This window comes from Xylanibacter ruminicola, assembly GCF_900142525.1.
In the GTDB taxonomy this organism is placed as follows: Bacteria; Bacteroidota; Bacteroidia; order Bacteroidales; family Bacteroidaceae; genus Prevotella; species Prevotella ruminicola_A.
In genome coordinates this window covers 109,556-132,853 of the sequence record NZ_FRBD01000006.1, presented here as the reverse complement: position 1 = coordinate 132,853, position 23,298 = coordinate 109,556, and the positions used below count along the sequence as shown (strand labels likewise).

The window sequence follows — 23,298 nt, the reverse complement described above, 5'->3', positions numbered from 1 at the left end:
CAATGATTATTTGTTGTTTAAAATCTTTGTAATCTGAGGAACCTGATTGTCAAGGTCGCCAGCTCCGAGAACAATGAGTACCTCGAAGTCGTGGTGCTTGATGTAGTCGAGTACATCAGCCTTCTGTATCATTTCTTTCTTGACACCTGGCTTCAGGTTGTCATAGATGAGTTTTGAGGTGACGCCCTCGATGGGTAACTCGCGAGCAGGATAGATTTCTGTGAGTATAACCTCGTCAAGCTGACTCAGCGCATCGGCGAAGTCCTTGTAGAAATCGCGTGTACGGGTATAGAGGTGAGGTTGGAAGATAGCTGTGATGTGCTTGTTCTTATACAACTCACGGATGCTCTTAGCGCTTTGGTAGATCTCCTTGGGGTGGTGAGCATAGTCGCTCAGGAATACCATCTTATCGGTCTTAATCTTAAAGTCGAAACGACGGTCGACACCTCCATAGGTCTGCATACCATATTTCAGCTCTGCAGCAGTACAGCCGTTGAGCTGTGCCATTGCCATAGCAGCAATACCGTTCTCGATGTTGATGGGCACTGGCTGGCCTAGCTGTACACCCTTGATGCTCTCGATAGGAGAGATGAAGTCGAAAGTGATCTCGCCATTCTCAATGACGATGTTCTCGGCATGGAAGTCGCCCTCGGTGAGACCGTAGTCGTAACGACGCACACCTGGCTGAATGTTCTCCTTCATCTCCAGATCGCGATGGATAATCAGGGCACCGCCTGGCTGGATGAGTTCAGTATAATGACGGAAACTCTGGAGATAAGCCTCCTTGGTGCCATAGATGTCCAGATGATCGGGGTCGGTAGAAGTGATGACGCTCATCCAAGGACGGAGCCAATGGAAGGAACGGTCAAACTCGTCGGCTTCAATCACTACAAAGTCAGAATCTGACAGAATATAGTTAGTGCCATAGTTCTTAGAGATACCTCCAAGGAAGGCATTACAGTCAAGTTGACTCTGGTGCATGATGTGGGCACACATGGTAGAAGTAGTGGTCTTGCCATGAGTACCTGCTACGCAAAGGCCCTTGTGGCTCTGAGTGAGTGTGCCAAGAACCTGAGCACGCTTCTGAATCTCGAATCCGTTCTCGCGGAAGAATTTCAGCTCCTGGTGCTCGGCAGGGATAGCTGGCGTGTAGATGACCAGACATGACTCTTTCTTCTTGCACTCATGCGGAATCTCATCGACATTCTCTTCATAATGAATGAGCATGCCTTCGGTTTCGAGTCGTTTTGTAAGGTCGGATGGCGTCTTGTCGTAGCCAGCTACAACAAGTCCCTTCTTAATAAAATAGCGGGCGATGGCACTCATTCCAATGCCACCTGCTCCTACGAAATATACTGCTTTGATATCTTTTAATTCCATAATCGTTACTTTTTCTCTGCCAATTTGATGACTTCCTTTGCAATGATGTCGGCTGAATCGGGCAGAGCGAGTTTTAAAACGTTCTCGCTGAGCGACTTGAGCTTCTGCTCGTCGGCAACAGTCTTGATGGCCAGCTCGAGCAATGTGGCTGGAGCATCGGCATCCTTCACGTAGATGGCTGCATCGCGGTTAGCCAGAGCCAATGCATTCTTGGTCTGGTGATCCTCGGCCACATTCGGACTTGGTACCAGGATAACAGGTTTGCCAATCAGGCAGAACTCAGAGATACTGCTGGCGCCTGCACGGCTGATAACGAGGTCGGCTGCCTTGTAGGCGGCACCCATATCGGTAATAAAATCGGTAACCTTGAGGTTAGGGATGTTTTCGCCCTTGAGTCTCTCGGCAATCTCAGCGCTGTAGTATTTACCTGTCTGCCAGATGAACTGAGCATCGGCAGCCTTGATCAGGTCGAGATGCTGGAGTACACTCTCGTTAATGGTTCGGGCACCCAGACTACCGCCTACCAACAGAATGGTTTTCTTTGAAGGATCGAGTCCGAACGACTTGATAGCATCTTCTTGTGAGATCTTGGTGTCGAGCAATGCCTGACGAACAGGGTTGCCGGTCAGAATAATCTTTTCAGCGGGGAAGAATCGCTCCATTCCCTCGTAAGCCACACAAATCTTCTCGGCTTTCTTAGCGAGCAGCTTGTTGGTAACGCCGGCATACGAGTTCTGCTCCTGAATGAGGCAGGGTATGCCCATAGCAGCCGCCTTGTTAAGAGTTGGGCCGCTGGCATAACCACCAACTCCTACCGCTACCTGAGGCTTGAAGTCCTTGATGATAGACTTGGCCATGCGCTGACTCTTCCATATCTTATAAAGAACCTTGAAGTTCTTCAGTAAATTCTTACGATCAAAACCGCAGATAGGCAAACCCTTGATCTCGTAGCCTGCTGCAGGTACACGTTGCATCTCCATACGTCCAAGTGCGCCCACAAATAGAATCTTAGCATCTGGACGAAGTGATTTCACGGCATTTGCTATTGAAACGGCTGGGAAAATGTGTCCCCCAGTACCGCCTCCGCTAATGATGACTCTAAGTTCTTCCATATCTTTTTTTAATTGTTGCGTGCAAAATTACAAATTATATTTCTTATTCAGCTATTTTTGGCTGCCTTTTTTTCGCAGAGCGGCTAACACTTAATATAACTCCAATGTAGGCGCAGTTGATGATGGTAGAAGTACCACCTTTACTGATAAGTGGGAGTGGCTGACCGGTAACAGGAGCGATACCAACTGCCACCAGCATATTGAAGGCAGCCTGAATGACAAGTAGGAGGGCTAATCCCATAGCAAGAAAGGCAGGGAAGTTGTTTTCGCACTTACTGGCAATGCGTGCTGTACGGTATAGCAACACGATGTATAGCAGCACGACGAACGATGCACCGATGATTCCCAATTCCTCGATGACGATAGCAAAGATGAAGTCGGAGAATGCCTGTGACAGGAAGTCGCGTTCTACCGACTGACCTGGCCCCTTACCGATGATGTTACTCGATACAATGGCAATATTAGCGTGAGCCACCTGGGCATCTTTGTCAAGGTCGTACTGGTCGGGGGTGATAACCTCTTTGTTAGAGAACTTCTTAATACGCGATTTCCAAGTGTCAGCGCGGTGTAGAATCTTCTCAAGTTTGCTCTTCTCCTTTGGAGCTGATACTTGTTCGGTCTTAGCCTTATCTACAGCTACATTGTTGTCGTTACCTACTGCCATAATCAGCAGTAATCCTATTAAGGTGAGGCCTACAACAAATCCCATCAGCTTGCCTAACTGAATAAGCGGAACGCGCCCGATAAACATCATCAGGAATACTACTGAACATAGCAGGGCTGCGGTAGACAGGTTCTCGACCATAATCAGCATGGCTATAGGTGCTACGATACAGAGAATGTACTTAAATGCTTTTTTATCGGCACCATTCTCTCTTTGCATGGCGCTAAGTATCTGTGCCGTTGCCAATACTACTGTTCCCTTGGCTATCTCAGAGGGCTGGAAGGTAAGGCCGAAGATATTAATCCATCGGCTGGCATCGCCGGTCTTCTCGCCTGTAGCCAATACCCATAGCAACAGGATGACGGTGATAATGAGCAAGAAAGGCGTCATCAGCTTGAAGTATCGGCACGGGATGTTGAGCGTTACTACCGCTACCACGGCACCAAGAATAATGGTGACGGTGTGGAAGACGATAGGACCCAGATAGTTCTGGCTCTTGTATGTCAGGTTGCTCGAAGCAGAGAATACTTCGACGATACTGATCATGCAGAGGAAGAAGAATACCATCCAGATGACCTTATCTCCTTTAAAGATGTTTCCTATTTTCTTGTTCATATTTCTAGTATATCTAGTATGACTAGTATTTCTAGTTTCTTCTAGAGACTTCTTGCTAATTCTTTAAATTGCTCACCTCGGTCTTCCATGTTCTTGAAGAGGTCGAAAGAAGCGCAGCATGGACTCAGCAATACGGTCTCGCCGGGCTGAGCCATCTCGTAACAGGCCTCCATACACTCCTTCATAGAGTGGGTGTCGCGAACGGGGATCCCCAGATTGTCGAAGTTATCGTGCAGTTTCTGGTTGTCGGCACCGAGATATACGATGCCAGAGCACTTCTCCTTAACAAGTGGCTTGATAGGATTGTAATCGTTACCCTTATCCTTACCGCCGATAATCAGTATAACCTTGGTCTTCATGGCCTCGAGTGCATACCAGCAAGCATCGACGTTGGTTGCCTTTGAGTCGTTGATATACTGCACGCCACGAACGGTGCAAACTTTCTCCAGACGATGCTCCACGCCAGGGAAGTCGCTAAGACTCTTGCGAATCTCTTCTTTCTTGATACCTGCAATGTCGGCAGCGATACCTGCGGCCAGAGAGTTATAGATGTTGTGTTTACCAGTAAGGCTGAGGCTCTCCTGCTCCATATTGAATGGCTCGGGCTTCTCAATCTTATACTGTCCTTCCTCGATATAACCAATCACACCTTTTTCCTTCAGCTCAGAGAATGGATACTGGATTGACTTGATGTCGTATTTCTCCAGTTCGCGCTTGATGATAGGATCGTCGGCCCAGTAGATGAATGCATCTTTTGGAGTCTGGTTCTGGATGATACGCATCTTGGCATCTACGTAGTTCTGCATCTCGAAGTTATAACGGTCCAGATGGTCGGGGGTGATATTCAGCAGGATGGCGATATCGGCACGGAAATCGTACATGTTGTCGAGTTGGAATGAGCTCAACTCGATGATATAGTATTCGTGTGGATCCTCGGCTACCTGAAGTGCCAGAGAGTTACCAATGTTGCCTGCCAGACCTGCATCGTAGCCTGCCTCCTTAAAGATGTGATAAATAAGCGAGGTAGTGGTGGTCTTGCCATTAGAGCCTGTGATACAGATCATCTTAGAGTTTGTGTAACGACCGGCAAACTCAATCTCGCTGATGATGTGGATGCCCTTGGCAATGATCTTCTGGATCATAGGAGCGGTATCAGGGATACCAGGACTCTTGATAATCTCATCGGCATTCAGAATCTTCTCTTCTGTATGCTGTCCCTCTTCCCACTCAATCTGATGGTTGTCTAACTGCTTCTTGTACTTGTCGGCAATCTTCGACATGTCTGATACAAACACGTCGAATCCTTCTTTCTTGGCGAGAACAGCGGCTCCTGCGCCACTTTCGCCTGCTCCTAATATAACGATTCTTTTCATATCTATATTTATCGCATCTTTAATGTTATGATGGTGAGTGCTGCCAGAATAATCGTGGTAATCCAGAATCGAATGGTAATCTTCGACTCGTGGAACGGACGATGAGGCCAGCCCTTCAGAATATACTTACTGGTTGCATCAAGTTGAGAATCGAGCTTGCGGAAGTTGTCGTGGATAGGTGTAGCGCGGAACACGCGAACACGCTGACCCTTGCGCTTCATCATCTTGAACCACTGGGTCTGGATAATTACACTCAGGCTCTCAACGAAGAAGATACCGCAGAGGATGGGGAGCAACAGCTCCTTGTGGATGATGATGGCTGCAACGCCAATGATACCACCAATGGTAAGTGAACCTGTATCGCCCATAAACACCTGAGCGGGATAAGCGTTGTACCAAAGGAAACCGATCATGGCTCCGATGAAGGCACAGAGGAAGACTACCAACTCTTCAGAGTGCGGGATGTACATAATGTCGAAATACGAGGCATAGCCTATGTGTGATGATACATAAGCCAGGATGCCTAACGCGACGCCTATGATGGCGGAGTTTCCTGCACACATGCCATCCATACCGTCGTTCAGGTTGGCTCCATTAGATACTGCTGTTACAACCAGAATGGTCATCAGCACAAAGAGTACCCAACCTGCTGCTACCTTATACTTACCACAGAACGACATGATGTTAGAGTAGTTCAAGTTGTGGTTCTTGATAAATGGTATGGTGGTGTGGAGTGATTTTACAGCATCTTTTTTGTGCTTGACTACGATCTCCTGGTTCTGCTGCTGAACGTTGACGTTCTCGCGTACCACAACATCGGGACTGAGCCATAGTGTAAGGCCTACGATAAACCCAATACTTACCTGACCTACAATCTTGTACTTTCCCTTCAAGCCATCCTTGTTGCGCTTGAATATCTTAATATAGTCGTCGAGGAATCCAAGGAATCCCAGCCATACGGTGGTGATGACCATCAGGATAAGATAGGTGTTACGGAGACGTCCGAAAAGTAATACAGGAACAAGTATGCTCATGATGATGATGATGCCACCCATGGTTGGCACGCCTTTCTTCTCTACTCCAAAGGGGTCGATACTTGGATCGCGCTCTGTCTCAAAGATGCTTCTGCGTTTCATCCATTTGATGAACTTCTCGCCAAACCATGCAGAGATAAGCAACGACAGAATCAGCGTTAATAGTGAGCGGAATGAAATGTAGGCCCACATGTGCGATCCTGGTATGTTGTATTGATCGAGGAATCTGAACAGATAGTATAACATAAGCTATGGTATTAAGAATTAAAGATTTCCTTTACTACTTCCTTGTCGTCGAAGTGGTGCTTCACTCCCTTAATCTCCTGATAGTCCTCATGGCCTTTACCTGCTATAAGGATGACATCGCCCTTCTCGGCCAGCATGCTGGCTGTACGGATGGCTTCACGACGATCAACAATGCTTAGCACCTTCTTCATCTGCTTTTGGTCGAGGCCGGCCAGCATGTCGTTGATGATATCCTGAGGCTCCTCGAATCGTGGATTGTCGGATGTAATAATCACCTTGTCACTCTGCTTAACAGCCTCCTGGGCCATCAATGGGCGTTTACCCTTGTCACGATTGCCACCAGCACCACATACGGTGATAACCTTGCCCTTGCCGTTAAGAACCTCGTGGATGGCGTTAAGCACATTCTCAAGGGCATCTGGCGTGTGAGCATAGTCAACGATGGCTGTATAGCCTTCAGGTGAGTGGATGGGCTCCAAACGTCCGTTAACGCTCTTCAGTGTGCTGAGAATCAGCAGAATGTCCTCAGGCTTCTTGCCAAGCATAACAGCTGCTCCATATACTGCCAACAGGTTGCTGACGTTGAACTTGCCAATGAACTGCACGCCAACTTCCTTGCCATTGATGTCGAGATACATGCCCTCGAAGTGACACTCGATAATCTTGGCCTTGAAGTCTGCCATAGTACGGGTAGAATAGGTCTTTACCTGTGCTTTACAGTTCTGAACCATAATCATTCCGTTCTTGTCATCAGCATTAGTGATGGCAAAGGCTTCTTTGTCGAGGCCATCGAAGAATGCCTTCTTGGCATCGCGATAGTTCTCGAAAGTCTTGTGGTAATCAAGATGGTCGCGTGTCAAGTTGGTGAATAATCCACCTGCAAACTTCAAACCGCCGATACGCTTCTGTGCGATGGCGTGACTTGAGCACTCCATAAAGGCATATTCGCAACCTGCATCTACCATCTGGGCTAACAAGCGGTTCAGCTCGATGGGGTCAGGGGTAGTATGGTCGGCAGGTATTGCCTCACCCTCGATATAGTTGCATACAGTAGACAGCAGACCACACTTATGTCCGAACTTGCGGAACATATTATATAATAAGGTGGCAATGGTGGTCTTGCCGTTAGTACCTGTAACTCCTACAAGTTTTAATTTTCTCGAAGGGTCGCCATAGAATAGGGTAGCGACCTTACCTACAGCATCTTCTGTTGATGCTACCTGGATGTATGTTACTCCTGCAGTCTGCTCTTCTGGCATCTTCTCGCACAGAACAGCAGCTGCTCCCAGTTCAATTGCCTTTGGGATGAACTTGTGGCCATCGGTTACCGTGCCTGGAATGGCAACGAACAGATGGCCTTTCTCAATACGACGAGAGTCGATATTGACACCAGTAATCTCCACCTCTGTATTCCCAAAGGTGTTAATTACTTCTACATTTTTGAGCAATTCGTTTAATCTCATATCTCTATACCTTATTATATATATTAATCTAAAATGAGTTCACACACCATGCCCTGCTTAATGGCAGTTCCAGCGTGGATACTTTGTGACTTTACTTTTCCTCTACCTTTTACTCTGGCCTTTATGTGCCTACTTTCTAACAGATATACGGCATCTTTCGCACCCATTCCCGTAACATCGGGTACTAGGCGCTTGCTGCTCTCGCGATAGTTGGTGCTACTCTGATTCGAGGCCTTTGTTCCGAGACTTGCCAAAACAAGGTTGGCAGCTGTGTTGTCGCCCCTCTTTACATCTGGCGTCAAAACAGATGATGCGTCGCGTGCAGCATCAACACTACGTTTCAGATTCTGAGCCATCACGCCTTCGGCTATATGATGGAATACTACACCACTCATACCACCACCTGAAGCAGGAAGGCCTGATTTCTTCAGACATACGATGCAGGTGTAGCGTGGATTGTCAGCAGGGAAGAATCCTGCGAAGCTGAGCCAATAGCGGGTAACGCCTGAGTGGTAGCTTCCGTACTGGTCGGCCACCTGAGCTGTACCTGTTTTACCTGCAACCTTAAATGATCTTGAACCAGCTTTCTTTCCCAATCCCTGACTTACCACATGCTCCAAGATGGTCTGCATGGTCTTGATGGTCTGGGGCTTGGCAATACGCTCCTTCAGTACTACGGGCTCGAACTCCCTGATAACCTCGCCGTTCTTTACCAACTGTTTGATGAAGCGAGGCTGCATCATCTTGCCATCGTTGGCGATAGCATTATAGAATGCAACGGTGTTGATGGGTGCTATCTGGGTTTCGTAACCTATACTCATCCAGGGCAGGGTGGTCTTACTCCAATATTTTGATTTGTCTGTTGTCTTGGTGTCTGGCATACGAATCATTGGGGTGTGATAACCTACCAACGGCAGCTTCAGATCCTCGTGAATACCTATGCGATACAGACCCTCAACATATTTTCTAGGGTTGTGGCCGTAATACTTGTCGATGAGGTAGCTCACTCCGATGTTCGAGCTTACTTCGAGCGCACGAGCCACATTGATGGTTCCATATCCGCCACGACGCCAGTTGTGATCCTTCATGGGGCGGCCGTGCATCTCCATCACGCCGCATCCTGTAGGGATGGTCATGGTAGTATCAATCACTCCATCGTCTAACGCTACAAGGAACGAAGCTACCTTGAATACTGATCCTGGTTCGCAACGATAGCTGATGGCGTTGTTCACCATCTCATAATAATTACCGTCCTGACCTCTGGTCATATTTACGATAGCTTTTACATCGCCGGTTTTTACCTCCATCAGGATGGCAACGCCCATCTCACCGTTAATCTCCTTCAACTCATCAATAAGGGCACGCTCAGCTAAATCCTGCATGCCAACATCGATGGTTGTTACTACATCCACACCATCTTCTGGCGATAGCACAGGAATGTCAAGATACTTGCTCAGAATCTTTCTGCGATGCATTAAGCCGTTTTTGCCTCGGAGCAGCGTGTCGAGTGATAGTTCCAGACCGTTTTTGGCGCTATCCTTAGCACCAAACATCTCTCCGATGGTACGTCGAGCCAATGTTCCGAAAGGCCTGCGACGAGAGTTGTAGGTCTCCCAATGGAATCCGCCTTTATATGTGCGTTCTTTAAAGATAGGCAGGTTGTGTACCTCACAGAACGTGTTGTAGTCTACGCGTCTTGGCCATATATCCCAATGGCGGGCGCCAACAGTTCCGTTCTTTTGTACTTTGTGCTTGCCTTCCATCAGGTTGGCTTTAAATTCTGCTGCAGATTTTTGTGGAAATATTTGGTTCAATCCGTAACAGATGGTATCGATATTTGCTGCCCAGATGGAGTCGCGGTTGTGCATGCCTGTAGAATCGTCGGCTCCAGCCTGGAAGTCCATATAAAGCTTGTATTCAGGAATACTGCTGGCCATTAACTGACCATCGCAGCTTAGAATGTTTCCGCGATTAGGCTTAACAACCACGCTATCGCGTTTCAAACGAGATGCTACCTGAGTCCAATAATCCTTTTTGGCAGTCATGATGTACATGGCCTTGCCTACTACGGCAAAACCAATAAGCGTAAGTACTACTGCGATAGCGAAGTAGCGTGGCATGACCTTATCGTTATTGAACTTACTCATCTCTTCTTTTTATTCTGGTACATTAATTATATATGGTGGCTGGTCTGAAATATGCAGCAAACTATCGTTATTCTGTTTGAGAGCATCCAGTACGTGACTCTCGCGACACATCTCTGTGAGAGTGCTTGAACTTGATAGTGCCTTGTATTTGGCATCAAGCAATTCCTTCTCTAGCTTGTCGATGGCAATCAGGTCTTGCTGGCACTGGTATCTTGAGGCCACATAGATGATGGTAAAGAACACCATGAGCACAACTAGCCAAATCTGTTTGCGCACCATCTCTGCAGTCAAGAAGTCGCCACCAAGAATAGTCCTGAGGTTCAAGGACGACGTGGGACGAGTATCCTCTTCCTTCACTTGTTCCTTAATCTTCTGGATGGTTTTCTTGGCATGCTCCTTCATCTCAGAGGCTTCTTCCTTTAGACTAACTTCCTCTTTAGTCGCTGGTTGCTCCTCGATGATTTCCTGCATTTCCAGTTCTATGCTGTCCTTATTCTCCATCTCTTTTCTCTTCATTATATCTTTTCGGCCACTCTCAGTTTGGCGCTTCTGCTTCGTGGGTTCTGCTGCTGCTCCTCGTCGCTGGGTACTATTACCTTATTATTAACTAGGCGGAAGGGGGCTTCAATGCGTCCAAAGAAGTCCTGTTTAATCTTACCTTCCACATTGCCTGCTTTCATCATGTTCTTTACGATACGGTCTTCGAGCGAGTGGTAGGTGATAACTGAGAGGCGTCCACCTTCGCATAGCATGTCCATCGCTCCATTCAGCATCTCCTTCAGGGCGTCCATCTCGTGGTTGACCTCTATTCTCAGGGCCTGGAACATCTTTGCCATCTCTTTCTTCTCTCTTTCACGCTGGAATAGTCGTTCTGTGACATTCATCAAGTCGCCAGTAGTTTCTATCTTCTTCTCGTTGCGAGTCTTTACGATGGTTGAAGCAATCTTCCTGGCATTCTTCAGCTCTCCATATATATAGAAGATGTCTGCCAACTGCTCCTCGTCGTAGTTGTTAAGTATCTCAGCAGCAGTGGTTCCTGCGCGCTTGTTCATTCGCATGTCTAATGGAGCGTCGAAACGGAATGAGAACCCGCGTGTTTCGTCATCAAAGTGATGACTTGATACGCCAAGGTCGGCCAGCAATCCATCGATGTGGTCTACACCGTAATAGCGCATCCAGTTCTTCAAGTATCTGAAGTTGCTACGGACAAAAGTGAAGCGATTGTCATCAACAATGTTCTTTTCAGCATCAGGATCTTGGTCGAAACTGTATAAATGTCCCTTTTCACCCAGTCTGCGTAATATTTCCTTGCTATGACCTCCACCTCCGAAGGTTACATCAACATAGACACCATCGGACTTGATGGCAAGTCCGTCTATGCTCTCATTGAGTAGCACTGGTACGTGATATGTTTCGGCAGTAATAATCATAGATTGTCGCTGACGTTCATGATGTTCTCAAGTTCGATTCCGAATTCCTCTTCGCTCTTTAATGTTTCTTTAAGTTTTTCGGGTGCCCAAATCTCGATGGTATTGTCCATTCCGATAAACTGGAGGTCCTGCTCGATCTCGGCTACTTTCATCAGTCGCTTTGAGATTAAGAATCTTCCGTTGCCATCAAGTGTCACTACCTCCGCCTCGGATACAAACTGGCGGAATATCTGCTGGTGCGCCTGCTTCCATGGGCGGAGCTGTGATTTCAAAAGGTCGAGTCGCTCGTTCCATACACTTTCAGGATATAGGACCAGACAGTTCTGGAAGACATCCTTTCTCAGCACCAGCCCATCCTCGCCAGATGCCTGAAGCACCTTGCGGAAAACGGCTGGCAGGAAGGCTCTTCCCTTAGCGTCTGTTTTGGCCTCTATATTACCTATAAATCGCATACGTACCTATTTAATAATAAATTTGGCGCAAAGTTAGTCATTTTTCCCCACTTTACGCCACAATTCCCCACTTTTTTTTGTTTTTAACCTTTTTTTGTTGATTACGCCCCCCTTTCAGTCCTAAATACATTTAAAAACAAAGTTTTTTCTTCTTTTTTTGCTCATTATTCAAAGAAATGTGCTATTTTTGCAACGCGTTAGTGCATGAGAGAAATGACAACAGTAACTGAGCAAACGATCGACATTGATCAGATCCTCAAAGGAAAGATGGGCGCGAAGGCTAAATTTGTGCCTCGTCCATTGGTTAATTGGCTAAAAAAGATAGCCCATCAAGACCAGGTTAACGCTTTTCTTTGGGAGAGTCGTGATAAGGTTGGTGTAGAGTGGTTGGAGGAATGTGTTAGATACCTCGATATGACTCTGAACATCGTTGGAAAGGAGAATCTACCTGACCCCAACGATGGCAAACTATATACTTTTGTAAGCAATCACCCATTGGGCGGTGAAGATGGTGTGGCACTTGGAGCCATTATTGGCAGATTTTATGATGGGCGATTCCGTTATCTGGTTAACGATCTGTTGATGAATCTTCCAGGTCTTGCTCCATTGTGTATCCCTATCAACAAGACGGGTAACCAGAGTCGCAACTTCCCAGCAATGGTTGAAGCAGGATTCAAGAGCGATCATCACATGCTGATGTTCCCTGCTGGCATCTGTTCTCGTAAGAAGAATGGTGTTATTCAGGATATCCCTTGGAAAAAGACCTTTATTTCAAAGAGTGTAGAATATCAGCGCGATGTGGTGCCCATTCATTTTAGTGGCGAGAACAGTAAGTTCTTCTATCGCTTGGCCAACTTCAGCGATAAGCATCTGCCATTTAATCTGGCTATGCTGTTTCTTGTCGATGAAATGTACAAAAATGTACACAAGAGCTTTGAAGTAAAGATAGGTAAGCCTATTCCCTGGCAGACGTTTGATAAGTCAAAAACTCCGATGGAATGGGCAGAATTTGTGCGTGAACAAGTCTATAAACTATAAACAACTTAAGAAAGAGAGAATGGAACAAGAAATTATCCAGCCTATAGCCAAAGAAGTGCTCAAGAGTGAACTCACTCCCGATCGTCAGCTTCGTATGACGAACAAGAGCCACAATGAAATCTATGTCGTAACAGCTCATAATGCTCCTAATGTGATGAAGGAGATAGGCCGACTTCGTGAGATAGCTTTCCGCGAGGCAGGTGGTGGTACCGGTAAGGATATGGATATCGATGAATTCGATATTTGTGAAAACTGTTACAAGCAGTTGATAGTGTGGAACCCTGAGGCTGAAGAGATTATTGGTGGCTATAGATATCTGCTTGGTACCGACTGGGATTACGATGAAAAGGGCCAGCCCATTCTGGCTACCAGTCATATGTTCCATTTCTCTGACAAGTTTATTAAGGAATATGCGCCTTGGACCATCGAACTCGGACGTTCATTTGTCTCTCTTCCTTATCAGAGTTCTCGTATGGGAGCCAAGAGTCTGTTTGCTCTAGATAATCTGTGGGATGGACTTGGTGCGCTTACGGTTATCAAGCCAAACGTTAAGTATTTCTTTGGTAAAATGACTATGTATCCTTCGTATATCCGCAAGGGTCGCGATATGATTCTCTACTTCTTGAAGAAACATTTTGATGACAAGGAGAAGCTGATTATACCGATGAAACCGCTAGAATTGGATACAGATCCGAAGGAATTGGAGAATCTTTTTGCAGGAAAATCGTTTAAAGATGACTATAGGGTGCTTAATGGCGAAATCCGCAAGTTGGGTTATAACATCCCACCATTAGTTAATGCCTACATGAGTCTTTCGCCAACCATGAAGCTGTTTGGTACTGCTATCAACTATGGCTTTGGCGATGTTGAGGAAACTGGTATCCTGATTGCTGTGGATGAGATTCTTGAGGAGAAGCGTGTGCGTCACATCGACTCGTTTATCAAGGAACATCCTGAGGCTCTGAAGATTACCAGCGGAGCTAACAAAGTTATCTACAAAGAAAAGTAAGTTAAAAGATTTAACGTAAAGATAACATTCCTTTTTATATTACTTTAAGATTTTCATCGTACCTTTGCACCCAGATAAAAGAATGCAAAGGCGATGAAGAAGGCAATGATGTATCTACTTTTGGCGTTGGGTATCACACTCGTTGTGATATTCATAGGTGGTGCTATGCTGGGATTAATTGCCGGTTTCATCGATGGATTCTATGGAAATGAGGTGGGAACTACCACATCAATGAGTGTGATGGTTTATGCAGGTTCCGCATTGATATTATTATTGTGCATCATACTTAACTGGGTGTTCCTGAAGCTTGGTTTTGCCAGCTATACTTTAGGTCGTGCGCCAAAGAAGTCTCGTTTGAAGGTTTATGTGTGTATGGTCATTTTCTTTGCAACTATTGCCATACTGAATAATGCGATGCCTTCGCAAGAGCTTTTCTGGGGCGATTCGGTGCAGGAGTCAATTGGATGGATGCGCTCTCATCCCGTTTATTCAATTTTGCTGATTGTTATCATAGAAGCTACGGATAACCTTGTTATATATGGTGCTGTGCTGCGTGAGATATTGGATTGGAAACATCGCCCCGTTGTGATAATTCCTTTTTATGCAGGTGTTATGGGTGTTTTTTTAATTCTTGTATCTCAGACTTCATTTGCAACTATAGGTTTCATTATTGCTTTGGCCGAAGGCTGGATCTATGAGTATTCGCGTAGTGTAGTACCCGTTATAATAGGAGATGTGGCCTATTGGATTGTTATTCTTAGTTCGATAGGAACATCTTGGGGTTGGTTTGCTTTCCTTCCTTTAGTAGCAACAATTTATTTCCTTGTTTATGCTATGAAGGTGTTAGAGCCTACTAAACCAATTGATTAGTAGTTATGCGCTCTCAGTCCTCCTACTGAAGGACTGCAGTCCTCTGCCTAAAGTACTCGAGTCCTCTAACGGAAGTACTGGAGTGCGCCTACGTAAGTACTGGTGCTGCCCTTAAGTAATGAATTAGGCTTCTACTAGCAATTGCAAGCCGATGCCTCGAACGGTTTTGAGGTTGATCTTGGGTTCGTCTGCCAATACTTTGCGAAGCTTATTGATGAATACATCGAGACTTCTCGATGCAAAGTAGTCATCTTCTGTATTCCAGAAGCGGCTCAAGATGGCTTCTCTACGCACCACATTGTTCTTGTTCTCAGCCAGTAATTGGAGAATTTGCGCCTCTCGCTGAGTGATAGTCTGAGTGGCGCCAGTTTCATCATTGCGAAGTGTGGCGTGGTTGGCATCCAATGTGTATTTGCCTAACTTATAGTGACTTGTCTCGTTCTGGGTCTTGGCGCCTCCACGCATCTTCATAAGTGCCTGGATATGAGCGTCGAGCTCTTCTGGAACGAATGGTTTTTTGACGTAGTTGTTGATGCCTAAGCGATAGCCAGCCTTGACATCGTTTGGCGATGTGAGGGCCGAGGTAAAGATGATGATGACATCGCCATCAGTCTCGCGGATGCGTTCTACCATCTCGAAGCCATTCATTACGGGCATGTCGATATCTGAGATGATAACGTCTGGGTGAATTTCTTCCCATGCTTTCACACCTTCCTTGCCATTCTTGGCTGTGCTTACCTCGTAGCCACCAATAATGTCTTCCAGACCTGTCTTCTCGATGTATGCGAGCGATTCGTCGTCTTCAACTAGCAATAACTTGATCATACGTTCTTTGGGATATAAAGTGTAAATTCTGAAAATTTGTCCTTCTCGCTTGATACAGTCACCTTTCCTCCATGGGCTTGCATCACTTGGTCTACGTAGTTCAGACCTAATCCAAAGCCTGAAACGCCGCCTTTGCGATTCTTCTCGTGGATAGCAGCACGTCCGAACTTGTCGAAGATAATCTTCTGTTCTTCCCTGGTGATACCTATACCGTTATCGCGCACCTTCAGGAGCACGTTTTTGTCTGTATCTATCGTTGAAATCTTGATTTTTATCTCTTCTCTTGAGTATTTGATGGCGTTGTCCAGTAGATTAGCTATGGCCTCAGTCAGGTATTGCTCATCAGCCAGAACATTCTTTACCTTGAGGTCTGTTACAATCTCAAGCGGTTTGGTGGCTTTAGCCTTGGTTTTGTCGATTAAATCGTTGATTATTGGCTCAAGATAGATGTCCCACTTGTTCAGAATGAGTTTTTTGTTCTCGAGTTTAGAGATGGTGAGCAGCTTGTTGACTAGGGCCAACAAGTGTTCTGCCTCATCCTCGATAATCGTGTAGTACTTTTCTTTGATTTGTGGCTTGTCGTCAACCTTGCCGCTATGCAGGAAGTGAGCACCCATGATTATCGATGAAAGCGGCGATTTCATGTCGTGAACCATCGCATACGAGAAGTCGTTGCGTAGTTCTGCCATCTGCTCCTGCTCTGTGATGAATCTTAGCAGTTGGACGATGATGATGGCAAAGAAACCAAGGATGATGGCACTAATCAGGAATAGCGGACTCAGCTTTTGCGCCAACTCTGGGTAGGGGTTGTTAAGTGCTATCTGTATCGCCTTTGATTGGTCTCTGCGGATGCTGACTGGATGAGTCAGGAGCGAAAAGGATGTGTTTCTATCGTTATTTCGTCTGAGCACCTTTCTCGAAGCATCAACCTCCAAGATGGTTACATTGCGATTAATATCTGCCACACTTAGGAGTGAATCTACATAGATGGCTACTGTATCCAGCGATATCTCTGAGTGGTACTTGGCGCTCAAGGCATCGTTCATTCCCTCTACTGATGAGGCAAGCGAAAGATTTCCTCTGGCATCAGGCAAATTGAGCGTATCGCCTTTAGTTACGATATCGGCTCGAGTGTAACTCTCGTAGAACATGGCCCAAGTAAGCTGGTTACCTGCACGCTCTGTGATGTCCTTGGTTACAGAGCGGTAGGTCATCCACATGTATAGAGCCAGCAACAGTAATACTGCTACTGCGCTTACTATCGACACATATTTATACTTACCCGTATGCATAACTGTTTGCAAAATTAATTCTTTTTTCTCAGATAAGACGCCCAATAATAGAAAAGACTATCTTAGAAGTGTGATTTTTACAATTTGTTAACGCAGGGGGACTTCCTACCTTAATATATAATTCGTATCTTTGCAACCAAAAACCAGAATAATAGAAGTAGTATGACCAGAAAATTGTTATTTGTAGCAGCCTTAATGGCTGTAGGCCTTTGTCGGGCTGAAGAGGTAAAGGTGAAATCTCCAAGTGGAAATCTTGAAGTAACCATAAGCGATGAAGGCGGAAAGGCCACTTATTGTGTGTCGCTTGATGGTAAGCAGATGGTAACAAAATCAAATCTGGGCCTTAACACTAGCATTGGCGATCTTATCAACGGACTGAAGATTGTTGGCAGCAAGACTGAGGCTGTTGAGAAGCAGTATGATATTCGCAATATCAAGACATCACATGTTGACTATAAAGCCAACAAGCTTGTGTTGACTCTCGAGAATCAGCAGAAACTCCAGATGAACATCACCTTTATGGTGTCTGATAACGATGTGGCTTTCAGATATGGCATCAAGAAAGGCCCACGCGACAAGCAGCGTACTTTGATATTTGGTGAGGCCACCAGTTTTAATTTCCCCGATGGAACCACTACTTTTATCACTCCACAGATTGGACCTGAAACAGGTTGGGCTCAGACAAAACCAAGCTACGAAGAGGGTTACAGCGTTGATGGTAAGCTGACAGATAAGTCACACTATGGTCGTGGCTATACCTTCCCATGTTTGTTCCATCTTTCTGAAGGATGGGCTTTGGTAAGCGAGACAGGTACTACTGGCACTTATTGTGGAACGCATCTGTCTGACTATCAGCCAGAAAGCGGCTATACCATCGCATTTCCTGATAAAGGCGAGAATGGTGGCTTCGGCTCTGAGTTCGTGGCTATGTCGTTGCCTGCTGAGACTCCTTGGCGCACCATTACCGTTGGTAAGACTTTGAAGCCAATTGTAGAGACTACAGTAAGCTACGACGTGGTGGATCCTCTGTACGAACCTGCTTACGATTATAAGTCGGGACGCTATACATGGAGTTGGCTACTCTGGCAGGATGGCGCCACGAACTACGATGATCAGGTAAAACTCATCGACCTTGCTTCTATTATGGGCTATGAGTATTGCTTGGTTGATGCCCTTTGGGATGCCCAGATAGGTCGCGACCGTATGGTAGAACTTTCAAAGTATGCTCAGAGCAAGGGCGTATCGCTGATGCTTTGGTATAACTCTAATGGCGCTTGGAACGATGCACCTCAGGGACCACGTAATTGCTTGAACTCATCGCTTGCACGCAATCGCGAGTTTGCTTGGTTGCAGAAGATTGGCGTAAAGGGAATCAAAGTAGATTTCTTTGGAGGCGACAAGCAGGAAACGCTGCGCCTCTACGAGGATATCATGGTTGATGCCAATCGCTATGATATTCAGGTCATTTTCCATGGTTGCACTCTGCCTCGCGGATGGGAGCGTATGTTCCCTAACTACGTAGCATCAGAGGCAGTTTTGGCCAGCGAGAATGTATTCTTTGGCGAGGGTGCTGCTATCCATGAGCCATTCGATCTGTGTCTGCATCCATTCTGTCGTAACGCCATCGCCTCGATGGATTGGGGTGGAGTGATTATGAATAAGCACATGAGTCGCGACAACAAGAGTCGTCACTCTCGCAAGACTACCGATATCTTCGAGATGGCTTCTGGTATCACCAACCAGACTTCAATCCAGTGTGTGGCTATGTATCCAAACAACCTCACAGAGTTGCCTCAGTTCGAGCTCGATTTCCTGCGTCAGCTTCCTGCTACATGGGATGAGACTCAGTTCGTAGATGGCTATCCTGGCAAGTATGTTGTTCTGGCTCGTCGTCACGGTGCCGATTGGTATATCGCTGGGCTGAACGCTCAGAAGGAGCCACTTAAGCTGAATCTTCAGCTCCCGATGTTTGCAGGAAAGGTTGCTACTCTTTATGTAGACAATCAGAAGGGCGAACCTACTAAGACTACTGTTAAGGTGGATAAGAAAGGAATAGCAAAGATTACTATCCAACCCAATGGAGGATTGATTATTAAATAAAATATACGAAGTAATATGAAAAAATTACTATCTGCTATGATGCTGGCAGTGGGCTTTGTGCTCACAGCTTCAGCTGAGGAAGTAACGTTGCCATTGATTCAGAATATCAATGCATACGAGAGTTGTTCGCTGAATGGCGATTGGAATTATATCGTAGATGTTCAGGAAGAGGGCTACTACGATTATCGTATGAAACCAATGGCGTATGGATTCTTTAAGAATGCCAAGCCACAGAAGCCAGAAGACTTGATTGAGTACGACTTCGATAAGTCGCCAACCATGAAGATTCCTTCTGACTGGAATACTCAGGACGAGCGCTTGTTCTTCTACGAGGGAACTGTATGGTTCAAGAAGAGCTTCGAGGCAAAGACCATGAGCGATTATCGCACCTTCTTGTATTTTGGCGCAGTCAACTACGATAGTTATGTTTGGGTTAACGGCAAGAGGGCAGGTCACCATGTGGGTGGTTTCACACCATTCAACTACGACATCACCAATCTGCTGAAAGATGGCGAGAATGTGGTGGTTGTAAAGGTAGACAACAAGCGTCATGCTGAAGATGTGCCCACGTTGATATTCGATTGGTGGAACTATGGTGGTATCACTCGCGATGTGAAGCTGGTTAAGGTGCCCATGACATATCTCGAGGACTATAGCCTGCAACTCAAGAAGGCTGCCGATAAGGCCAAGCAGAGAGAAATCTCGTTTACTGCAAAGCTTAACGTCAAGGAGGCAGGGCACAAGGTTTGTGTACATATACCAGAACTGAAACTGGAACAGCAGCTTACTACTGATGCTGAAGGCAAAGTGAGCGCTACACTCAAGGTGGCAGCTAAGAAACTCCAGCTCTGGTGCCCTGAGAATCCCAAACTCTATCAGGTTAACCTCTCGCTCGACACATCAAAGCTTACTGACGAGATAGGCTTCCGCACGATTGAGACTCGCGACAAGCAGATACTGCTGAATGGTAAACCTATCTTCCTGAAGGGTATCTCTATCCATGAAGAGAAACCAAATGGAGGTGGTCGTGCCAATTCTGTTGAGGATGCTCGTACCCTGCTAGGTTGGGCTAAGGAGTTAGGTTGTAACTACGTTCGTCTGGCTCACTATCCACACAGTGAGAATATGGTTCGCGAGGCTGAACGTCAGGGCATCCTGGTGTGGTCGGAGATTCCTTGCTATTGGACTATCGCATGGACCAATCCTAAGACTTTCGAGAATGCTAAGCAGCAACTCACAGATATGATTGCTCGCGACCATAATCGTGCAAATATAATCATCTGGAGTATCGCCAACGAGACACCTCATTCAGCTCAGCGCGATGATTTCTTGGGTCGTCTGGCCAAGTATGCACGTAGCTTAGATAATACGCGTCTTATCTCTATGGCTATGGAGGTAACAGGTGCTTCAAACTACGTTAATCGCCTGAACGATAACATGAATCAGTATGTTGATGTGGTTAGCTTCAACCAGTATATTGGTTGGTATCGCGATGTGAACGATGCACCCAAGATGAAGTGGGAGATTCCATACAATAAGCCAGTCATCATCAGCGAGTTTGGTGGTGGAGCCAGATATGGTTATCATGGCGCCAAGAACCAGCGATGGACTGAGGAGTTCCAGGAGAATCTGTATATCGAGAATATTGCTATGCTCGATAAGATTGAGGGTCTTGCTGGTACTACTCCTTGGATTCTGAAAGACTTCCGTTCGCCTCGTAGAGTACTGCCAGGTGTTCAGGACTACTATAACCGTAAGGGCTTGTTCAGCGACAAGGGCGAGAAGAAGAAGGCCTTCTATGTGTTGAAAAAGTGGTATGAAAGCAAGTAATAATAAATAAGGTAATAAATCCAATGATGAAGAATCTAAATACTATTGGCAGTTTGGTCATAACGGGGCTTTCTGCACTACTAGTAAGTTGTAACACTCAAGCAACAGACATGGAACAGCAAATTGATGAACTCTACCAGAAGATGCCTCAGGAGGAGCGCATTGCACAGTTGAAGAGTATGTATATGGATGAACTCTTCGATGAACAGGGTAAACTCGATACGGCCAAGTGCAAGGAGTTGATACCCTTTGGCATCGGTCACTTCTCGCAGTTCTGTATGCAGCAGCCTCGCGAACCTCAGGATCTTCGCGATCGTGCTATTGCCATTCAAGACTGGCTGATGCACAATACGCCCAACGGCATTCCTGCTCTTCTGCACGAGGAGGTACTCTCTGGTATCAATACCCTAGGATCTACTATCTATCCTCAGCAGATAGGTCAGGCAGGTTCGTTTAACCCTGAATTGGCTGAACTCAAAACTCGTCAGACAAGTACTCAGTTGCGTAAGATGGGGGGTATATTGGCCCTTTCGCCAATGGTTGACGTATGTCGCACACCAAGTTTCAATCGTTTGGAGGAATCGTATGGTGAGGATGGCTATCTTTCAGCCGTTATGGGTACAGCCTTTGTTAAGGGCTTGCAGCAGGGCAACATGAAGAAGGGCGTTGGTGCTTGCTCAAAACATTATCTGGGCTATGGTGGCGGAGGCGATGCTGACGAGAAGGAGATGATGGAAGAGATTCTTCTGCCTCATGAGACGATGATCCGTCTTACTGGTAGCGTAGCTGTGATGCCAGGATATCATGATGTTCATGGCACCAGATGTGTTGCTAATAGCGAGATACTGCAGGATATTCTTCGGGGATATGTGGGTTTCGATGGTATGGTGGTTAGCGATTATACAGCTATCGATCAGATTCCAAACATCGAAACTGCCCTTGAGAAGGCTGCCGCTGCCATCAATGCAGGCAACGATGTCGACTTCCCCTTTGGTGCCAACTATCAGCATCTGCAGGAGGCTATTGACAAAGGCCTTGTAAAGCCTGAGGTACTGGAGCGTGCTGTTAAGAATGTACTTCGTGTTAAGTTCCGTGCTGGACTCTTTGATAAGGATGCCTATCTCTATTCTAAGGAGGATATCAAACTTGATACCCCTGAGGAGCGTCAGACAGCTTACGATATTGCCAGTCAGTCGATTGTTCTGCTTGAGAACAATGGCGTACTGCCTTTGAAGGGTGTAAAGAATGTGCTGCTTACTGGTCCTAATGCCAACTCTATCTGGGCAATGTGTGGCGACTATACTTATCCTGCCATGTCGTACTTCTGGAAGATGCTCGACTATAAATCGGAGAATCCTCATATTGTTAAGTTGCTTGAGGCTATGGCCTCTCGCAAGCCAGAGGGTATGAACGTGATGTATTCTCGTGGTTGCGATTGGACTGAAGAGATTGAGACTAAGTTCAGCGAGCTGGGCGATGCACGTGCCTGGGAGTATAACCTCCTGCATCGTAAGGTTGATGCTGGTGAGCGTACTGATAAGGCTGAGGCTTTGCGTATGGCTCAGGACTGTGATGTGATTGTTGCAGCTGTAGGCGAGAACGTAATGCTTTGTGGTGAGAACCGCGATCGTCAGGGACTGCGCCTGCCAGGAAAACAGGAGGAATATGTTCAGGAACTCATCAACACAGGTAAGCCTGTAGTTTTGGTGATGTTTGGTGGACGTGCTCAGGTTGTTTCAGGTCTTGCTGAGAAGTGCGCTGCTGTCATCCAGGCCTGGTATCCAGGCGAGGAAGGAGGAAACGCTGTGGCAGATATCCTTTATGGAAAGATTTCTCCATCAGCTAAGCTCTCTGTCAGCTATCCTAATGTCGAAATCAACGAGCCTATCTGCTATAATTACTCTGCTGAGAAGGATCCTCGTGTTCAGTGGCCATTCGGCTATGGCTTAAGCTATACCACATTCGAGTACTCTAACCTTGAGGTTACTCCTGAGGTTACTACCAAGGACGAGAGTTTTAACATTACCTTCGATGTTAAGAATAGCGGTAAAATGGCAGCTGATGAGGTGGCTCAGATTTATCTGTCGCCAGCTGATGGAAATAAAAACATCCGCCCCATCCAGCTGCAAGGCTTTGCCCGTGTATCGCTGAAGCCAGGCGAGAGCAAGAAGATCAGTGTTAAGATGTACACCGAGCAGCTTGGCTACTACAGTCATGAGGGCCAGCGCCAGTGGAATATCAAGGCAGGACAGTATATTATTAAGATAGGTGCATCGTCGCAGGATATCAGGTTGCAACAGCAGATAAATCTGACTGGCGAAGCTGTTAATATCCCGCTGAGAAAGTACTATTTTTCGGAGGTAAAACAGATTTAACCTAAAGATAACATTAAGATAACTCAACGCTCGTGCAACTTTT

The 23,298-nt window shown here is 46.3% G+C and carries 18 protein-coding genes; 6 read left to right on the top strand and 12 right to left on the bottom strand.

What is annotated here, in order from left to right:
* Positions 1-6: 6 nt before the first annotated feature.
* From murC to mraZ, 10 genes are read right to left on the bottom strand one after another with little or no spacing between them, the layout of a single operon-like run.
* Entirely contained in the window at positions 7-1,380 is a 1,374-nt protein-coding gene (murC, locus tag BUB86_RS05470; RefSeq protein WP_073206665.1) for a UDP-N-acetylmuramate--L-alanine ligase, read from the bottom strand.
* Positions 1,381-1,385: 5 nt separating this feature from the next.
* Positions 1,386-2,492, bottom strand: a complete 1,107-nt coding sequence (gene murG / locus BUB86_RS05465) for an undecaprenyldiphospho-muramoylpentapeptide beta-N-acetylglucosaminyltransferase (RefSeq protein ID WP_073206663.1) — start codon at positions 2,490-2,492, stop codon at positions 1,386-1,388.
* A gap of 43 nt (positions 2,493-2,535) precedes the next feature.
* Positions 2,536-3,771 (bottom strand): FtsW/RodA/SpoVE family cell cycle protein, encoded by a 1,236-nt coding sequence (locus BUB86_RS05460; RefSeq protein WP_073206660.1) that lies wholly within the window; start codon positions 3,769-3,771, stop codon positions 2,536-2,538.
* 41 nt (positions 3,772-3,812) lie between these two features.
* A complete protein-coding gene (gene murD, locus BUB86_RS05455) occupies positions 3,813-5,144 on the bottom strand; it encodes a UDP-N-acetylmuramoyl-L-alanine--D-glutamate ligase (RefSeq protein WP_073206657.1) in 1,332 nt (443 codons plus the stop codon).
* 8 nt (positions 5,145-5,152) lie between these two features.
* Positions 5,153-6,424: a phospho-N-acetylmuramoyl-pentapeptide-transferase gene (locus tag BUB86_RS05450; RefSeq protein ID WP_073206654.1), complete on the bottom strand. Its 1,272-nt coding sequence runs from the start codon at positions 6,422-6,424 to the stop codon at positions 5,153-5,155.
* Positions 6,425-6,435: 11 nt separating this feature from the next.
* Positions 6,436-7,887, bottom strand: a complete 1,452-nt coding sequence (locus BUB86_RS05445) for a UDP-N-acetylmuramoyl-L-alanyl-D-glutamate--2,6-diaminopimelate ligase (protein ID WP_073206652.1) — start codon at positions 7,885-7,887, stop codon at positions 6,436-6,438.
* A gap of 23 nt (positions 7,888-7,910) precedes the next feature.
* Positions 7,911-10,034: a penicillin-binding protein gene (locus BUB86_RS05440; RefSeq protein WP_073206649.1), complete on the bottom strand. Its 2,124-nt coding sequence runs from the start codon at positions 10,032-10,034 to the stop codon at positions 7,911-7,913.
* A gap of 9 nt (positions 10,035-10,043) precedes the next feature.
* Positions 10,044-10,550: an FtsL-like putative cell division protein gene (locus tag BUB86_RS05435; protein WP_254795100.1), complete on the bottom strand. Its 507-nt coding sequence runs from the start codon at positions 10,548-10,550 to the stop codon at positions 10,044-10,046.
* A complete protein-coding gene (gene rsmH, locus BUB86_RS05430) occupies positions 10,550-11,464 on the bottom strand; it encodes a 16S rRNA (cytosine(1402)-N(4))-methyltransferase RsmH (RefSeq protein WP_073206644.1) in 915 nt (304 codons plus the stop codon). The genes BUB86_RS05435 and rsmH overlap by 1 nt, the downstream gene beginning before the upstream one ends.
* A complete protein-coding gene (mraZ, locus tag BUB86_RS05425) occupies positions 11,461-11,916 on the bottom strand; it encodes a division/cell wall cluster transcriptional repressor MraZ (RefSeq protein ID WP_073206641.1) in 456 nt (151 codons plus the stop codon). Before mraZ ends, rsmH begins: the two co-directional genes overlap by 4 nt.
* Before the next feature lie 213 nt (positions 11,917-12,129).
* Here mraZ and BUB86_RS05420 point away from each other — a divergent pair, with 213 nt between their 5' ends.
* The 3 genes from BUB86_RS05420 to BUB86_RS05410 all read left to right on the top strand — a co-directional run bounded on the left by BUB86_RS05420 (position 12,130) and on the right by BUB86_RS05410 (position 14,833).
* Positions 12,130-12,954 (top strand): glycerol acyltransferase, encoded by an 825-nt coding sequence (locus tag BUB86_RS05420; protein WP_073206638.1) that lies wholly within the window; start codon positions 12,130-12,132, stop codon positions 12,952-12,954.
* A gap of 19 nt (positions 12,955-12,973) precedes the next feature.
* Entirely contained in the window at positions 12,974-13,963 is a 990-nt protein-coding gene (locus BUB86_RS05415) for a GNAT family N-acetyltransferase (protein ID WP_073206755.1), read from the top strand.
* Between the two features lie 93 nt (positions 13,964-14,056).
* Positions 14,057-14,833, top strand: a complete 777-nt coding sequence (locus tag BUB86_RS05410; RefSeq protein WP_073206635.1) for a hypothetical protein — start codon at positions 14,057-14,059, stop codon at positions 14,831-14,833.
* Positions 14,834-14,956: 123 nt separating this feature from the next.
* On the opposite strand, the gene BUB86_RS05405 is transcribed toward BUB86_RS05410, so the two are convergent.
* The gene (locus BUB86_RS05405; protein WP_073206632.1) at positions 14,957-15,658 is read right to left on the bottom strand and encodes a response regulator transcription factor; all 702 of its coding nucleotides are present in this window, start codon (positions 15,656-15,658) and stop codon (positions 14,957-14,959) included.
* On the bottom strand, positions 15,655-16,950 hold the full coding sequence (locus BUB86_RS05400; protein ID WP_073206628.1) for a sensor histidine kinase: 1,296 nt from the start codon (positions 16,948-16,950) through the stop codon (positions 15,655-15,657). The genes BUB86_RS05405 and BUB86_RS05400 overlap by 4 nt, the downstream gene beginning before the upstream one ends.
* Before the next feature lie 162 nt (positions 16,951-17,112).
* Between BUB86_RS05400 and BUB86_RS05395 the strand changes: the two genes are divergently transcribed.
* From BUB86_RS05395 to BUB86_RS05385, 3 genes are all read left to right on the top strand, one after another.
* Positions 17,113-19,050 (top strand): glycoside hydrolase family 97 protein, encoded by a 1,938-nt coding sequence (locus tag BUB86_RS05395; protein WP_073206626.1) that lies wholly within the window; start codon positions 17,113-17,115, stop codon positions 19,048-19,050.
* A gap of 15 nt (positions 19,051-19,065) precedes the next feature.
* On the top strand, positions 19,066-20,880 hold the full coding sequence (locus BUB86_RS05390) for a glycoside hydrolase family 2 protein (protein ID WP_073206622.1): 1,815 nt from the start codon (positions 19,066-19,068) through the stop codon (positions 20,878-20,880).
* A gap of 110 nt (positions 20,881-20,990) precedes the next feature.
* On the top strand, positions 20,991-23,255 hold the full coding sequence (locus BUB86_RS05385) for a glycoside hydrolase family 3 C-terminal domain-containing protein (RefSeq protein WP_254795099.1): 2,265 nt from the start codon (positions 20,991-20,993) through the stop codon (positions 23,253-23,255).
* The last annotated feature ends 43 nt before the right edge of the window (positions 23,256-23,298 follow it).

Coding starts and splice junctions, on each gene's coding strand:
- murC (WP_073206665.1), bottom strand. CDS start 1,380: ATGGAATTAAAAGATATCAAAGCAGTATATTTCGTAGGAGCAGGTGGC.
- murG (WP_073206663.1), bottom strand. CDS start 2,492: ATGGAAGAACTTAGAGTCATCATTAGCGGAGGCGGTACTGGGGGACAC.
- BUB86_RS05460 (WP_073206660.1), bottom strand. CDS start 3,771: ATGAACAAGAAAATAGGAAACATCTTTAAAGGAGATAAGGTCATCTGG.
- murD (WP_073206657.1), bottom strand. CDS start 5,144: ATGAAAAGAATCGTTATATTAGGAGCAGGCGAAAGTGGCGCAGGAGCC.
- BUB86_RS05450 (WP_073206654.1), bottom strand. CDS start 6,424: ATGTTATACTATCTGTTCAGATTCCTCGATCAATACAACATACCAGGA.
- BUB86_RS05445 (WP_073206652.1), bottom strand. CDS start 7,887: ATGAGATTAAACGAATTGCTCAAAAATGTAGAAGTAATTAACACCTTT.
- BUB86_RS05440 (WP_073206649.1), bottom strand. CDS start 10,034: ATGAGTAAGTTCAATAACGATAAGGTCATGCCACGCTACTTCGCTATC.
- BUB86_RS05435 (WP_254795100.1), bottom strand. CDS start 10,550: ATGAAGAGAAAAGAGATGGAGAATAAGGACAGCATAGAACTGGAAATG.
- rsmH (WP_073206644.1), bottom strand. CDS start 11,464: ATGATTATTACTGCCGAAACATATCACGTACCAGTGCTACTCAATGAG.
- mraZ (WP_073206641.1), bottom strand. CDS start 11,916: ATGCGATTTATAGGTAATATAGAGGCCAAAACAGACGCTAAGGGAAGA.
- BUB86_RS05420 (WP_073206638.1), top strand. CDS start 12,130: ATGACAACAGTAACTGAGCAAACGATCGACATTGATCAGATCCTCAAA.
- BUB86_RS05415 (WP_073206755.1), top strand. CDS start 12,974: ATGGAACAAGAAATTATCCAGCCTATAGCCAAAGAAGTGCTCAAGAGT.
- BUB86_RS05410 (WP_073206635.1), top strand. CDS start 14,057: ATGAAGAAGGCAATGATGTATCTACTTTTGGCGTTGGGTATCACACTC.
- BUB86_RS05405 (WP_073206632.1), bottom strand. CDS start 15,658: ATGATCAAGTTATTGCTAGTTGAAGACGACGAATCGCTCGCATACATC.
- BUB86_RS05400 (WP_073206628.1), bottom strand. CDS start 16,950: ATGCATACGGGTAAGTATAAATATGTGTCGATAGTAAGCGCAGTAGCA.
- BUB86_RS05395 (WP_073206626.1), top strand. CDS start 17,113: ATGACCAGAAAATTGTTATTTGTAGCAGCCTTAATGGCTGTAGGCCTT.
- BUB86_RS05390 (WP_073206622.1), top strand. CDS start 19,066: ATGAAAAAATTACTATCTGCTATGATGCTGGCAGTGGGCTTTGTGCTC.
- BUB86_RS05385 (WP_254795099.1), top strand. CDS start 20,991: ATGGAACAGCAAATTGATGAACTCTACCAGAAGATGCCTCAGGAGGAG.